This window comes from Rhodococcus sp. EPR-134 (assembly GCF_001647205.1).
Classification (GTDB): Bacteria; Actinomycetota; Actinomycetes; order Mycobacteriales; family Mycobacteriaceae; genus Rhodococcus_F; species Rhodococcus_F qingshengii.
This window is the reverse complement of record NZ_LVCT01000771.1, coordinates 1-13,758: the sequence shown is the minus strand read 5'-3', so window position 1 is coordinate 13,758 and position 13,758 is coordinate 1. Positions and strand designations below refer to the sequence as shown.

General features: G+C 63.1%; 13 protein-coding genes and 1 pseudogene. 8 read left to right on the top strand and 6 right to left on the bottom strand.

The window, feature by feature from the left end:
• The coding region (locus A2J01_RS33160) for an ATP-binding cassette domain-containing protein (RefSeq protein WP_156519479.1) at positions 1-625 on the top strand (625 nt) is incomplete at its 5' end.
• A gap of 17 nt (positions 626-642) precedes the next feature.
• Here A2J01_RS33160 and A2J01_RS33155 read toward each other — a convergent pair.
• Positions 643-1,290: a hypothetical protein gene (locus tag A2J01_RS33155; RefSeq protein ID WP_007728105.1), complete on the bottom strand. Its 648-nt coding sequence runs from the start codon at positions 1,288-1,290 to the stop codon at positions 643-645.
• Between the two features lie 439 nt (positions 1,291-1,729).
• Here A2J01_RS33155 and A2J01_RS33150 point away from each other — a divergent pair, with 439 nt between their 5' ends.
• Entirely contained in the window at positions 1,730-2,284 is a 555-nt protein-coding gene (locus tag A2J01_RS33150) for a LysM peptidoglycan-binding domain-containing protein (RefSeq protein WP_003944949.1), read from the top strand.
• 12 nt (positions 2,285-2,296) lie between these two features.
• Here the strand turns inward: A2J01_RS33150 and A2J01_RS33145 are convergent, their stop codons facing one another.
• Complete coding sequence (locus A2J01_RS33145) at positions 2,297-3,028, bottom strand: TetR/AcrR family transcriptional regulator (RefSeq protein ID WP_054188193.1); 732 nt, start codon at positions 3,026-3,028, stop codon at positions 2,297-2,299.
• 197 nt (positions 3,029-3,225) lie between these two features.
• Here A2J01_RS33145 and A2J01_RS33140 point away from each other — a divergent pair, with 197 nt between their 5' ends.
• From A2J01_RS33140 to A2J01_RS33125, 4 genes are read left to right on the top strand one after another with little or no spacing between them, the layout of a single operon-like run.
• Positions 3,226-4,785 (top strand): amino acid permease, encoded by a 1,560-nt coding sequence (locus A2J01_RS33140; protein ID WP_064114382.1) that lies wholly within the window; start codon positions 3,226-3,228, stop codon positions 4,783-4,785.
• A gap of 2 nt (positions 4,786-4,787) precedes the next feature.
• The gene (locus tag A2J01_RS33135) at positions 4,788-5,621 is read left to right on the top strand and encodes an urea amidolyase associated protein UAAP1 (protein ID WP_064075360.1); all 834 of its coding nucleotides are present in this window, start codon (positions 4,788-4,790) and stop codon (positions 5,619-5,621) included.
• Complete coding sequence (locus A2J01_RS33130) at positions 5,618-6,271, top strand: urea amidolyase associated protein UAAP2 (protein WP_042919877.1); 654 nt, start codon at positions 5,618-5,620, stop codon at positions 6,269-6,271. The genes A2J01_RS33135 and A2J01_RS33130 overlap by 4 nt, the downstream gene beginning before the upstream one ends.
• Positions 6,268-8,250 (top strand): 5-oxoprolinase/urea amidolyase family protein, encoded by a 1,983-nt coding sequence (locus tag A2J01_RS33125; protein ID WP_064114381.1) that lies wholly within the window; start codon positions 6,268-6,270, stop codon positions 8,248-8,250. The genes A2J01_RS33130 and A2J01_RS33125 overlap by 4 nt, the downstream gene beginning before the upstream one ends.
• 114 nt (positions 8,251-8,364) lie before the next feature.
• Here A2J01_RS33125 and A2J01_RS33120 read toward each other — a convergent pair whose 3' ends face one another.
• The 4 genes from A2J01_RS33120 to A2J01_RS33105 are packed head-to-tail and all read right to left on the bottom strand — an operon-like array spanning position 8,365 to position 11,930.
• A complete protein-coding gene (locus A2J01_RS33120) occupies positions 8,365-9,147 on the bottom strand; it encodes a Fic/DOC family protein (RefSeq protein ID WP_050656329.1) in 783 nt (260 codons plus the stop codon).
• Positions 9,144-10,577, bottom strand: coding sequence for a putative nucleotidyltransferase substrate binding domain-containing protein (locus tag A2J01_RS33115; RefSeq protein WP_228232711.1), 1,434 nt, complete (start codon positions 10,575-10,577; stop codon positions 9,144-9,146). The genes A2J01_RS33120 and A2J01_RS33115 overlap by 4 nt, the downstream gene beginning before the upstream one ends.
• Positions 10,578-10,626: 49 nt before the next feature.
• Positions 10,627-11,511, bottom strand: a complete 885-nt coding sequence (locus tag A2J01_RS33110) for a DUF5995 family protein (RefSeq protein ID WP_081305406.1) — start codon at positions 11,509-11,511, stop codon at positions 10,627-10,629.
• Between the two features lie 53 nt (positions 11,512-11,564).
• Positions 11,565-11,930 (bottom strand): RidA family protein, encoded by a 366-nt coding sequence (locus A2J01_RS33105; protein ID WP_019748335.1) that lies wholly within the window; start codon positions 11,928-11,930, stop codon positions 11,565-11,567.
• 98 nt (positions 11,931-12,028) lie between these two features.
• Between A2J01_RS33105 and A2J01_RS33100 the strand changes: the two genes are divergently transcribed.
• Both A2J01_RS33100 and A2J01_RS33095 read left to right on the top strand, forming a co-directional pair.
• The gene (locus A2J01_RS33100) at positions 12,029-13,066 is read left to right on the top strand and encodes an Rv2578c family radical SAM protein (RefSeq protein WP_003944842.1); all 1,038 of its coding nucleotides are present in this window, start codon (positions 12,029-12,031) and stop codon (positions 13,064-13,066) included.
• A gap of 58 nt (positions 13,067-13,124) precedes the next feature.
• Positions 13,125-13,758: pseudogene (locus A2J01_RS33095) on the top strand (3' terminal RNA ribose 2'-O-methyltransferase Hen1); the annotation flags it as partial.

The following is a 13,758-nucleotide window of genomic DNA, read 5'->3' as shown; positions in this document are numbered from 1 at the left end:
GATCTGGTACGGAGATCGGGTTGCCGTGCTGGGCTCCAATGGATCCGGAAAGTCGCATTTCCTTCGGCTCTTGGCGGGTGGGGGGACCGATCCGGGGAGCGAGCATCTGCCTGTCGAGGCGCTCGACATCGCGCCGGTCGAGCACGGGGGTACTGCGACGCTGGGTGCTCGGGTACGTCCCGGATTGTTTGCGCAGACACACTCCAGACCCGATCTGACCGGAAACACGCTGCTCGAGATCCTGCACATGGGCGACGAACACCGCAGCGGAATGGGACGCGAAGCGGCGAGCCGCGCGCTGGACCGTTACGGATTGTCCCAGGCTGCGGAACAGAAGTACGACGACCTGTCCGGCGGTCAGCAGGCACGATTGCAGATCCTGCTCCTCGAGCTCTCCGGCGCCACGATGTTGTTGCTCGACGAACCGACCGACAACCTCGACCTTCATTCGGCTGACGCGCTCGAGCAAGGCATTGCTCAGTTTGCCGGCACGGTCATCTCGGTCACGCACGATCGCTGGTTCGCGCGCGGGTTCGACAGGTTCCTCGTCTTCGGATCGGATGGGAACGTGTACGAGAGCGAGTCGCCGGTGTGGGACGAGGCCAGGGTCGAACGAGCGCGCTGAGATCGAGCAGCCACTCCCTACCTGGGGAGAGGCGGCAGCTCGTTGATCATCGCGCGAAGGAGGCCCGGATCGCTGCGATCCGATCGAGGCGGGGGACAGCGCGAAAGATCGAGCTGTGTCGGAAAGCGCCACACAACGCGACCTGGATCTACCCTGTTCACCGCCGAGTACCAGTGGGTGAGGGGCTCGGCGAGCGCCGCGTGAAGCTCGAAATGCCGTCGGCGGCGGCTGGGGTCGCCTTCGCGCTGAAGTAGAAGCTGCTCCGGTGACGGTATCGAGATGACGGTCAGATCCGCGAAACCCAGTTCGAGGTGCTCGAAAGCTGTCTCGACTGCCGCGAGCTCGTACTCGAATCGCTCCCGAGGTGCTGCGCCCACCGCAGCGAGACACCAGCTGTAGTGCAGTTTCAGCGGGTCGCTGTCGCAGAGCGCGATACCGGTTCTCGCTTCGAGATCTTCCGCTTGCGACCATCGCTTCGAATTGACCGTTGTCCAGTAACTTGCCTGAAGGTCGAGATCCGTACCGTCCGGCTCGAACCCGGTGGGCTGATACTCGGCGACGAATCTCTCCGCCGCGGATTCGCCACCGAGTTGGGTTCGGCACCAGGTGGTCTTGCCGGCGGCGCTGGGTCCTTCTACTGCGATGATCACCAGTCCATTCTCCATAATGATTGGGGCGGTTGGTTTTTCCTGTTGCCAGGAATCTCTTAACATCCCCAGGATCCTCGTTGGCGGTCCGACACGGCCTGTTTCGGTGTGGTGGGTCACAAAATCACCGTGACGGTTGCCACATAACGGACGGATAACGATCGGTATGGTTGAAGCTCGAATCAATTAGTTGACCTGTGGTTATTGCTCGAGTTTCGACTGAGTCTGGTACAGCAGTGCCGGAAAACTGCCCCGTGACCAATCCGTGACCATCACCTACGGTCGTTGACAGCCCGAAACTACCGGGCAAACACCGACCCGCAACTGCGTGCTTCTGCCCCGCGGGTCCGGTACTCCCGAAACCTTCGCGGGGCAGGAGTGAAACAGACGAGTCGATCGACGAGACGTGAAAGCGTCCGGGCCGACCTCGTCCGCGGTAGCGGAGAGGATTTACCCAATGACCAGCATCACCTTCAAGCGCGCCCTCGGCGCAGTTGCAACCGCAGGCGCAGTCGTCGCGATCCCGCTCGCCATGAGCACCGGCACCGCTTCGGCAGCCGGCCACGACTGGTCCGGAGTCGCAAACTGCGAGTCCTCCGGTAACTGGGCCGCCAACACCGGAAACGGCTTCTACGGTGGTCTGCAGTTCACGCAGAGCACCTGGAACGCATTCGGTGGATCGGGCAACGCTGCCAACGCCAGCCAGGCCGAGCAGATCCGTGTCGCCGAGAACGTTCTCGCAGGCCAGGGCGTCGGCGCATGGCCCGTCTGCGGTCAGTACCTGACCACCGGCACCACCGCAGGCAACTACGAGGCCGCAGCCGCCCCCGTCACCGCTGAGGCTTCCGTCGAGTCGGCTCCGGCAGCAAGCACCGGAAGCGGCAACTACGTGGTCAAGGCAGGCGACACCCTGTCGAAGATCGCTGCTGCACACGGCATCTCGCTCGAGAACCTCGCCAGCCAGGTTCCGAACATCAACCTGATCTTCCCGGGACAGTCCCTCTCGGTCTAGTCTCGTGGCCGTTTAGGTCCTCAATGCGTCGAAATTGTCCGGAGCTGATGCAGCCCCGGACAGTTTCGGCGTTTCTGCGTTCGCAATGATCGTTGCCGCTTCCGTATGGATGGGGTCAAGATCCTGGCGCCACCCAAGAATGTGCAGCGCCGACCCGGCGATGACAGCGGCGTCGGGAATCGGGGTGCCTTCGAGCGCGTCGGCTCGCGCGCTGATCACACTTTCTACCAGGCGAAACGGAAGCTCGGCCAGGTGCGTTGATGATGGATCGTCAATCGCGTCGAGCACATCCTGGGCGAGTGCCCGGTATTGCTCGCGAAGCCGATCGCGATCGGCTCGGAACGACATGAACCTGTCACTTCTCAGTTCCGGTAAGAGATAAAGGACGCCGAGGTTCCACCGTCCGGTGATCAGTTGTGCCGCGTCGATGTACGAAAGTGCGTACAGCTTGACCTCGGGTGCGGTGTCGAGTGGCCTGAGATTCTCCGCGAAGTCGAGCGCCGGCGTCACGGTGTCGGCGAGAAGTGCAACCAGAATGTCGTCCTTGGTGGCGAAATGGTTGTACAGCGACGCCTGACGCATTCCGACTGCTTCGGCGATGTGGCGTGTGGACGTCGCGGCGAAGCCTCGGGTGGTGAACAGTTCAGCGGCTGCATCCAAGATCTCCGCCCGGGCAGTGCCACCCGGGCGTCGGCGAGCGGTCAGGCGGGGTCGTCCGGGGCCGGCGTTGGTCACGCCTTCCATAGTGGCAGGCTGCGGCCTTACGTGCGGGATGGCCGCCGCTGTGAGCATTCGGTCACGTGCTCGAAACGTACTCAACGAGCCTGTTACAGAATCAGGCGAATCGTATACGCGGGCGTCACCTGCGGCGAGTGGATTTCGCGAAAACTATCAATCGACAGTTATTCGCCTCTGAATCGCTTCGCCGAAGGAGTACGCCGTTGAGTGCAACCACCCCGGCTGCGCAGCCCACCACCGCATCCGCACTCGCCTCTTCGCCTCACGACGACGGTGACCTCGCGGAGTTCGGCTACGAGCAGCAGCTGCATCGATCGCTGGGAAAGTTCGCGTCTTTCGCCGCGGGCTTCTCCTTCGTCTCCATCCTCACCACGATCTTCCAATTGTTCGGCCTCGGTTTCGGTTTCGCGGGTCCGGCATTCTTCTGGACGTGGCCGGTCGTCTTCATCGGTCAGTTCATGGTCGCTCTCAACTTCGCGGAACTTGCTGCCAGATATCCGATTTCGGGTGCCATCTACCAGTGGTCGCGGCGGATGGGTGGTGAGATCGTCGGCTGGTTCGCCGGTTGGTTCATGATTATCGCTCAGATCGTCACTGCATCGGCCGCCGCGATCGCCTTGCAGGTCGTGCTCCCCAATGTGTGGAGCGGGTTCCAGATCATCGGCGAGGACAGCGCACTCACCTCATCGAGTGGTGCCGCCAACGCCGTGCTGCTCGGATCGGTACTTCTGGTTCTGACCACCTTTATCAACTGCATCGGCGTCAACTGGATGTCGCGTATCAACAACATTGGCGTGACCTGCGAAATCGTCGGTGTCATCGCAGTGATCGGGATGTTCTTCACCCACGCTCAGCGCGGACCGGACGTCGTCTTCGACACCGGCAGTGCCGGCGGTCAGCCCGGATACGCCTGGGCGTGGATCATGTCCGGACTGATGGCTGCTTACGTCATGGTCGGCTTCGGTTCGGCAGGCGAACTGGCCGAAGAGACCCGCAACCCCCGACGCGTCGCACCTCGTACGATCCGCCTTGCACTCTCCGCTTCCGCGCTCGGCGGCGGCTTGATGATCCTCGGCGCGTTGATGGCAGCGCCCTCACTGACCGACGGACGCCTGGCCACGGAAGGTTTGCCGTACGTACTGACCTCCATTCTGAGTTCGCCGTGGGGCACGGTCTTGTTGATCGACGTCTCGATCGCAGTGTTCGTGTGCACCTTGGCCATTCAGACTGCTGCTTCACGGCTGATGTTCTCCATGGCCCGCGACGGGCGCCTGCCTGCCTCGCAGATACTGGCAAAGGTCAACCCCCGAACCGGAACACCTATCGCGCCGTCCGTCCTCATCGGTCTGGTCTGCATTGCCGTCCTGGCCGTCAACGTAGGCAACTCGGCAATTTTTGCAACCCTGTCCAGCGTATGCATCATCTTGATCTACTTGGCCTACCTCATGGTGACCGTGCCGCTGCTGGTTCAGCGTCTCAAGGGATGGCCGCGCACCGCTGTCGGCCCCAAGTTCGACGCCGAAGGCAAAAAGCTTTTCTCCCTGGGCATCTGGGGAGTTCCGGTCAACATCGCCGCAGTTGTGTACGGCGCGCTGATGGTGATCAACCTGTCCTGGCCACGAGCCGAGATCTTCAACCCCACGGGGGAGTACCCCATTCTGCAGTGGGCCGCGCCCATCACGATAGCGCTGGTGGTGGGGCTGGGAGTCGCTTGCTTCCCGCGTGGCCGCGCCACCCCGAATCCCGTCACGATCGGAGCCTGACCATGAGTACTCAGACCACCGCCGGAGCGCGCGAGCATGCCCGGTCTCAAGCTGGAACGATCACCGATTCCATGCCCGTATTGCCGGCAACGCGTTGGCCGAACCCACCCGAAGACGTCGCTCCCGAACGTCTGACCTGGGCTGAGACCGTGCCGGGTGGGCGGTACACGACCAAGGTTCTCGCACGTGGAACCCGATTGCGACTTCGCGACATCGCTGGCAGCGCCTGCGCAAACATCTTGCTCTATCGCGCCGACGCCCCCTGGGAGCGTCTCAACGTCGCCGATACCGTCAAGGTGCCATGGCAGGCCTATCTCGGCGTCGGGCACCCGTTGCTCTCCGATCAGGGGCGAGTACTTGCGACCGTGGTCGCAGACACGTCGGGTCACCACGACGCGTTCTGCGGAACGACGTCACGCGCCACCAACGAGGCGAAGTACGGGCAGGGCTCGCTGCACAGTGCCTCACCCGCCGGGCGTGAACTGTTCACCGTCGCTGCCGCGAAGAACGGGCTCGGGCCGCAGGACATCGCGCCTCCGTTGTCCTTCTTCCATGGTGTCCGCGTCGAGGCGGACGGCGCTCTCACCAGTACGGGGTCCGCCGGCTCAGGCGCAACGGTCGACCTTCTGATCCACCTGCCCGTCATCGTGATGATCGCCAACACCGCGCACCCACTCGATCCGGCGCCGCAGTTTCCCACCACGTCCCTCGAAGTGCTCGCGTGGAACGCGGCCGACGAACTCGGCGGCCTTGACGATCTCGGGCCGGAATACCAACGCGCAGTGCTCAATACCGAAGATGCCTGGACGGCTTCGAACCTGGAGGAGATCGCATGACCACCACCTTGGATGTCCCCGCCCTCGTTCCCGGAACGGTGATCCTCGACGAGATTGCTGACGCATTCGGGCCGTGGTCCGCAGTTGTCCGTGCCGGTGACGTTCTGACCGTCGTCGATCTACACGGAAATCAAGCCGTCGACACCCTCGTCTACGCCGGTGACGATCACAGCGTTCGGTACTCGGCAGCAGCGACGGTCACAGCCCAGAAGAACCTGTTTCTGTCCACAGGCTCCGTGCTCCGCAGTGACGACGGAACTCCACTCATGACCCTGGTCGCAGACGAGGTCGGAAACCACGACACCGTCGGCGGCGCGTGCTCACAGGAATCGAACACCCTGCGATACGGCCACCACACCAAGCATCAGCACGCGTGCGTCGAGAACTTCCTCGTCGAGGGCGCAAAATGGGGGCTCGGTAAGCGGGACCTGGTGTCCAACATCAACTTCTTCATGAACGTCCCGGTCGACCCCGACGGCACACTCGGAATCGTCGACGGACTGTCGGCACCAGGCAAGCGGCTCGCGTTGCGTGCCGAACGTGACGTGCTCGTCCTCGTGTCCAACTGCCCGCAGATCAACAACCCGTGCAACGGCTTCGATCCCACGGCCGTCCGCATGATCGTCACACGGCCGGGAGCAGACGAATGAACGCAAAACTGACCATCGTGCGTCCCGGAATGCTGACGACGGTTCAGGACTATCCAGGACGCGTCGGATACTGGCAGATCGGAGTCCCACCATCGGGCCCGATGGACGACCTGTCGTTTCGGTTGGGAAACACCGCACTCGGAAACCCCGAAGGCGCCCCCGGCATCGAATGCGCGATGGCCGGACCTGCCATGACGTTCGACGAAGACACCACGGTCTGCATCACGGGTGCCCCGGTGTCGGTGACCGTCGACGGCGTCGTACACGGTCAGTGGCGTCCCGTTCTCGTCCCCGCTGGATCGGTGCTCGACGTCGGAACGGTCAGCGGCCCGGGACTGCGCATCTACGTACTCGTACAGGGCGGAATCGAGACCGACGACTATCTCGGCAGTGCGTCGACCTTCACCCTGGGCAGGTTCGGGGGACACGAAGGTAGGACTCTGCGGGCAGGAGACGTTCTCAAACTCGGACAGGCGACCGGGGTCGCGGGAGCTGTTCCCGCCGAGCATGTTCCGGCGATACACACGTGCTGGGAACTTGCGGTGACCGAGGGCCCGCACGGGGCGCCGGAGTTCTTCACCCGCTCCGACATCGACACGCTGTACGCGACCGAGTACGAGGTCCACTTCAACTCCGACCGCACCGGTGTCCGGTTGATAGGTCCGAAACCAGACTGGGCCAGAACCACCGGCGGCGAAGCCGGACTTCACCCTTCGAACATCCACGACAACGCGTATTCGATCGGTGCACTCGACTTCACCGGCGACACGCCCATCCTCCTCGGACCAGACGGACCGAGCCTCGGCGGCTTCGTCTGCCCGATCACAGTGGTGTCCGCTGATCGCTGGAAGCTCGGACAGTTGGCTCCCGGGAACAAGATTCGCTTCGTGCCGGTCCGCGCCGAACGGGCAGCCTCCCGGCGTGACCTCGGAGTATCGCGTCGAGCGTCCAATTCGGTTGTTCATTCCTCCGGTGGTGACGGCGACGACGGCGTCATAGCCCGTCGTGACGGCGACACCACGGTCACGTACCGGCGCTCAGGCGACGACAACGTTTTGGTCGACTACGGCGACATGAATCTCGACCTGGCGTTACGTGCGCGTGCTCATGCACTGCATCAGCGACTCGAAGCCGAGAAGCCGGCCGGACTACTCGATCTCACCCCGGGAATCCGCAGCCTGCAGGTCCGCGTTGACCCGGACGTGCTGCCCGTCCGCAAGCTGATGGGAATGCTCGCCGAGGCGGAGGACACCTTGCCGGCGGCCAACGAACTCGTTGTGCCCAGTCGCACTGTGCGGATGCCACTGTCGTGGGACGACCCGGCAACGCGCGAAGCGATCCAGCGGTACATGCACGGGGTTCGCGCCGACGCGCCGTGGTGCCCGTGGAACATCGAGTTCATCCGCCGGATGAACGGTCTCGAATCCGTGAACGACGTGTTCGACACCGTCTTCGGCGCCGAATACATGGTGCTCGGACTCGGTGACGTCTACCTCGGAGCGCCGGTCGCGACGCCGCTCGATCCGCGTCATCGTCTGGTCACGACCAAGTACAACCCCGCCCGCACCTGGACCCCCGAAAACGCCGTCGGGATCGGTGGGGCGTACCTCTGCATCTACGGCATGGAAGGCCCAGGCGGGTACCAGTTCGTCGGACGTACGACGCAGGTGTGGAATCACCGCCACCCCGCGAAGTCCGGGCCGTTCGAGGAGGGCACTCCGTGGTTGCTGCGATTCTTCGACCGGATCTCCTGGTACCCCGTCGAGCCGGAAGAGTTGATGGATCTGCGCGCGGACACCGCCGCCGGCCGCGGCGGGGGCGTCGAGATCGAGGACGGCAGCTTCTCGCTGGCCGAGCATCAGGAGTTCCTCGCGTCGAACTCGCGCTCGATCGAGGAGTTCCGCGCGATGCAGTCCGTCGCGTTCGGGGCCGAGCGTCAGCGCTGGTCCGACGCAGGGGAGTTCGCGCTGCCCGGTTGATGGTCGAGTGAGCACAGTCGTCTTAGAGTGAGCACCGCTTCGAGTGTGGCGGAAGCGGTGCTCACTCAGCAGTAACGGTGTTCAGTCCGCCTGGAACGGTTGCAGATGTCTGCGTCAGCGAGTCAGCGCGCGATTGAACAGATCGATGAACGGGCGAGGCGACGGGGTTCCGGTGGGCCGGAAAGGCGCAGAATCCCTCGACGCGGATACCCACTCGGTTCTGCTCACCCGCGACAAGTCGAGCTGATACCGGGTGTCCGCGGCGAGTCGGTGCAGGAAGAGGGTTCCGGTTCGCCCGTTTCCTTCCCGAAACGGGTGGGCATGATTGAGCGTCGAGTACACCGATGCGAGCGCGAACGACGCAGCGCCGTTATCGAGCGCTACCCAATCGACGGCGGCGATGATCTCTTCCACCTCGGACAGGTAGTTCCGAATCGCCGAGACCGGAGCAAACGTTGCCGCACCTTTCCTGATGTCGACGGTTCTGATGTGGCCGGCCCACTGGTACAGATCTTGGAAAACGTGCTGGTGAAGCAGGAGAAGTTCGGCTGTGTCTCGCGTGTGCTGTACGAGGTCGCTGCCGAGATGCGCCTCACCCAGGCGAAGCGCGGTCGCCGCGAACTCGAGTGATTGCAGTGCGGCGGGATCTCGTACGTCGAAATTGTTCTCGAGAACCGATGTACCGCGATAGACGTACGGCGCTGATCGTCGCCAGCGGATCCGCGGGGGAATCGCAGACGAGAGGCCGACGGCTCGCGCCAATTCCTGCTCGAAATACTCACGCCGAGAAAGCATCCCGATCATCACGGCCTCGAGTTCCGCGATCTGTTCATCGCTCGGATCCCAGCCTTCGAGGCGCTCCGCCGCCAGAACCTGTTCGAGCGCAGTGCGATTCACGGATCGATGTCGGGTAGCGCCGACGCGGACGCGGCATATTCGAGTCGTCGTTGCACACCTGCGACCTCGCGCACTGCATTGCTCAGCAAGCTCCGCGAGAGCGGAGTGAGTTCGGAGATCACGACTTCGTCGGTCGGTGGCCGACCTGCCGCGAACTGATCGGTCTGGTGGCGGACACGAATCTGCTGCAACACCTCGAAAGATTCGATCAGTACCTGGGCGTCGTCGTCGAGTAGGAAACCGCTTCCCGCTGCAGCCTTGAGGCGTTCGAGTGTCGAACTCGTGCGGGCGCCCACGGAAATCCCCGCCCAACGAGCGATGTTCACGATCGGTTGGACGGCGCTGGCTTTGAGGTCGACGGTTCCGGTCCGACGCGTCATCACGTCCTTGAACGAATGGAGCTTTGCCTTGTCCCCGACGGCTTCGCGAAGGAGCAGTCGCATGACGGCCGGGTGCAGTCGCAGTTGATCCAACGCCGCAGGGCGAGGATCCAACGCCGGATCGCCTGCGACGACACGGGCGTCCGCCAGCATCGACAACATGACCAGGGCTTGGTCCTGATACGGGTTGGACACCCATTTCCGCAGCGCAGTGCGCCATTGTGGGAGCGTCCGAGCAAACCTGGCCTGGGTCGCGACGGCGTTCTTGGTGTCGCGAGGGAACCCGCAGAGATCGAGGATGTCGTGGATGGTCTTCGCGGCGTCGGCTCCCTCGTGATGAGATTCGCCCCCCCACACCAGCGCACTGTCGATATCCGAAGAGGGGAGCGCTTCACGCCTGGCGACGCTGCCGAGCGACAGCCACGCGAAATCCGGTCGCTCGTCTCCGCCCACCACCAATTCTATGGCTCGCCTGACTGTTACGTCGATCAGCACGGCCAGCGTCGCGCCGATGTCGAGCGGAGAGACCCGTGACGCCACCAATTCCGTCACCAGAACAGGGACCGCGCGGGCTGTTTCGACGAGGTGGGCGTCGTCCTGTGCTGTGGCGAGCGCTGCGCGCAGTTCGAAACCCTGATTGGTGGCCGAAGTCAGGAGGTCGCTGAGTTCGAGCACACCCATCAGTGCGCCTGCCTCGGTCACGACCGGGAGATGGCGCAATCCGTACTCGAGCATGTCGGTCACGGCGTCGGCGCCCAATCGATCCGGATCGACTGTCACTGCTGACGGCGTCATCACCGTTGATACCGGCTGATTGCTGTCGATACCACCGACTACCACACGAGCACGTAGGTCACCTTCGGTGAAGATTCCGAAACCGGTTGTCTCCGTCGGGATCACAACAGCGCGGCGGCCCGCGTCGGTCATCAACTTCGCGGCCTCGCGGATGGTTGCTCGGCCATCGCAGACAATTGCGGGCCCGCGCAACAGGTCTCGCACCCGGCGCATGGCGGGACTCTGCATGCCTTGCCCCGTCGAGTGCCCCGTCATGGGGTCATTGTCGCAGGTGTGTCCGGTTCAGGCAGCGGAGGGTGAGATGTCAGAGACCCCCGAGTCGCGAGAGTACGTCGAGAGCGGAATCTGTAGTACGCCAGAGTGCGTCGATCTCCTGTTCTGCGCCCGGACGTGTCTGCGGATTCTGGAGGGCGAATCCGTTGGCCAGCGTGATGGTGTTGTATCCGCTGTCGGCGGCGCGGAGCAGCAGTTCCGAGGGCTGCGAGTTTCCGGCCAATCGGTCGAGTCCTTCGCCGACGAAGTAGAACCGCCAGAGCGGCCCCAGATCGGCGTCGTACTCGGCCTTGGTGAGGGTCACGATCGAACCACCCTTGACGGCAATGGAATCGACGATCTTGTAAAAATCGGGGACATCCTCCGCAGTGGTTCCGGACGTGGCGACGGCGTGAGCGAGGTCGACGGTGAGATGCGCGTTGTAGCCGGCCATGGCGACCCGTGCTGGACTGGCGTCGCACTGACGTGTCAGGGCGAAGTAGTTGCTCCACGCCGGATCGGTGGGAGTACCGGTGAACTCCGCATGGACGTTCACCAGGTACCTGCGCAGCAATTCGAAGCTGACGGAATGGGCCCACTCGTCATCGGCGAAGGCCGCAGGGTCTCGCTGCAGCGGCATCACCGCCTCGTGTTCGACAGCGTCGAGGCCGATGGAGAACAAGCCTCGCCAATCGTGGTGTGAGACGAGGATCGACGTGATCTCACGATGACGTTCGACAGCGGTCTCGAGCCGAGGCAGTCCGGCACCGTTCAGGGTCGTGACGTCGCTGAGTTCGGCAATCCGGCCCACCTCGGCATTGCTCAACTGGCTGCCGCAAGCCGTCGAAAGACTCTCGCCCGGTTCTGCGAGTGCAGAACCGGGCGAGAGGAAAGCGGCGGTGATGCCGAGCGCGAGCGTCAACGGATACAGCCGCATCGGTTTCATCGGCTCAGACTAGGCGCCCATTTCACAAATGTCCGGATTGGCGATCAGCTGAGAACCGCGTCGGCCTCGATCTCGATGAGCAGAGCGGGGTCGATCAGCGAGCTGACCTCGAGGATCGTCGTGGCGGGACGAATCTCGCCGAACACTTCACCGTGCGCGAGAGCGGCCTGCTCCCACTGCGTCATGTCGCGCAGGTACATGCGAGTGCGGATGACGTCGTCGAGCGAGGCGCCGGCCTCGGCAAGTGCTGCCTTGATAGTTTCGAGCGCTGCGCGGGTCTGATCTGTGAGGGTCTCACCAGGAGCGGTGGTGCCGGAGACTGCGATCTGGTTACCGATGCGCACGGCACGGGAGTAACCGATCTTGGGTTCCCATTCGGAACCGGACGAAATATTGATTCTGTTCGACATGCACCGAATTCTGCCAACAACTTCCCGGCCGTGGTGAGGCACGGTCAGGTATTCGCTCCATCTTGACATACCTTAGAACAAGTGTTCGACTTGGGGCCATGAGGTGGTCGGGTCAGGCATTGGATGCAGATGACGGAGCGCTACCCGGACTCGAACGAGCCGGGTTGGTTCGCTCCGTGCAGACTCCCGAGTTCGAGGGAATCACGTTTCACGAGGTGCTCTGCAAGAGCGCGCTCAACAAGATGCCCGAAGAGTCGACGTTGCCGTTCAGCTTCACCGTCAACGCTTTTCGTGGTTGCTCGCACGCATGCCGATATTGTTTCGCGAGACCGAGTCACGAGTATCTCGACCTCGACGCCGGCGCGGATTTCGACTCCCAAGTGGTCGTGAAGACGAACATTGCCGCGGTGCTCCGCAAAGAGTTGGCGCGAAAGTCCTGGAAGCGGGAGGCGGTGGCACTGGGTACCAACACCGATCCCTATCAGCGAGCGGAGGGCCGATACCGCTTGATGCCCGGCATTATTCGCGCGTTGACCGAATCCGGAACTCCCTTCTCGATCTTGACGAAGGGAACTTTGCTCCGACGGGACCTGCCGCTGTTGAAAATGGCGGCGGCGCAGGTCGACGTCGGAATCGGAGTGTCGTTGGCGATCAACGACGCTGCACTTCAGAAGCAGATCGAGCCTGGTACCCCGTCGCCGCGGGCGCGTCTCGAGATGATCCGCGCCATCACCGACGCGGGATTCTCGTGCAATGTCATGGTGGCGCCGGTCATTCCGTTCCTCACCGACTCCACCAGTCATCTCGACGGGCTGTTCGAGGCACTGTCCGAAGCCGGTGCGACGAGTGTGACGGTCTTCCCGATGCACCTGCGGGGGAGTACTCGGGGTTGGTTCATGAATTGGCTTGCTCAGGAACATCCGGCGCTCATCCGTCGCTACCGCGAGCTGTACGGGCGGGGCGCGTATGTCACTCCCGAATACAAGCGTTGGCTCGCAAGCCGTGTCGAGCCATTGGTCGAGCGCCATGGGTTGGGTGGTCGTTCGGAGCATCGAGACGTCAGTGCAGCTGGCAGTGAGCCGCGTGAGGCGCCCCGGGAACTGGTGGGTGCGGGAGCAGCTCTCACTTTGTTCTGACGGCCGCGGGCGCGTAAATCGGAGGCGCCCCGGACGTTTGCCGGGCTACATTCGCCTGGTGCTACTCACACTGACGTCCACCCCGACCCCGCAGACTCCTGATGCGACCGCGTTGAGCTACCTGCTGCACAAACATCCCGACCGCGTGCAAAGCTTCGACTTGGCGATCGGCACCGCCACGGTTCTGTACCCGGAGGCCTCAGCCGAAAAGACCACGGTGGCAGTGATTGTGGACGTCGACCCCATCGAACTTGTGCAGAGTAGGTATCGACGCGGCAAGAGTGGCGACAACTTTTCGCTGGGTGAGTATGTCAACGATCGGCCGTATGCGGCGTCGTCCATACTCTCGGTTGCTCTGTCGAAGCTGTTTCGCACCGCGTTGACGGGAACGTGCAAGTCGCACCCGGAACTCGTCGGAACCGAACTCGCGTTGACCGTCTCGATTCCGGTGGTTCCGTGCGGCGGCGATGCGGAATTGCCTCGTCGGTTGTTCGAGCCGCTGGGCTGGGATGTGGCCGCGATACCGGTGCAGCTTGATCCGCACCTGCCGACGTGGGGAAACTCCGACTTCGTGTCGTTGACGCTCACCGGGGAACACACGGTGCAGAGTGCCCTTCGGCACCTCTACGTGCTGTTGCCGGTCCTCGACGACGTGAAGCACTACTGGGTGGGACCCGACGAGGCAGACAAGT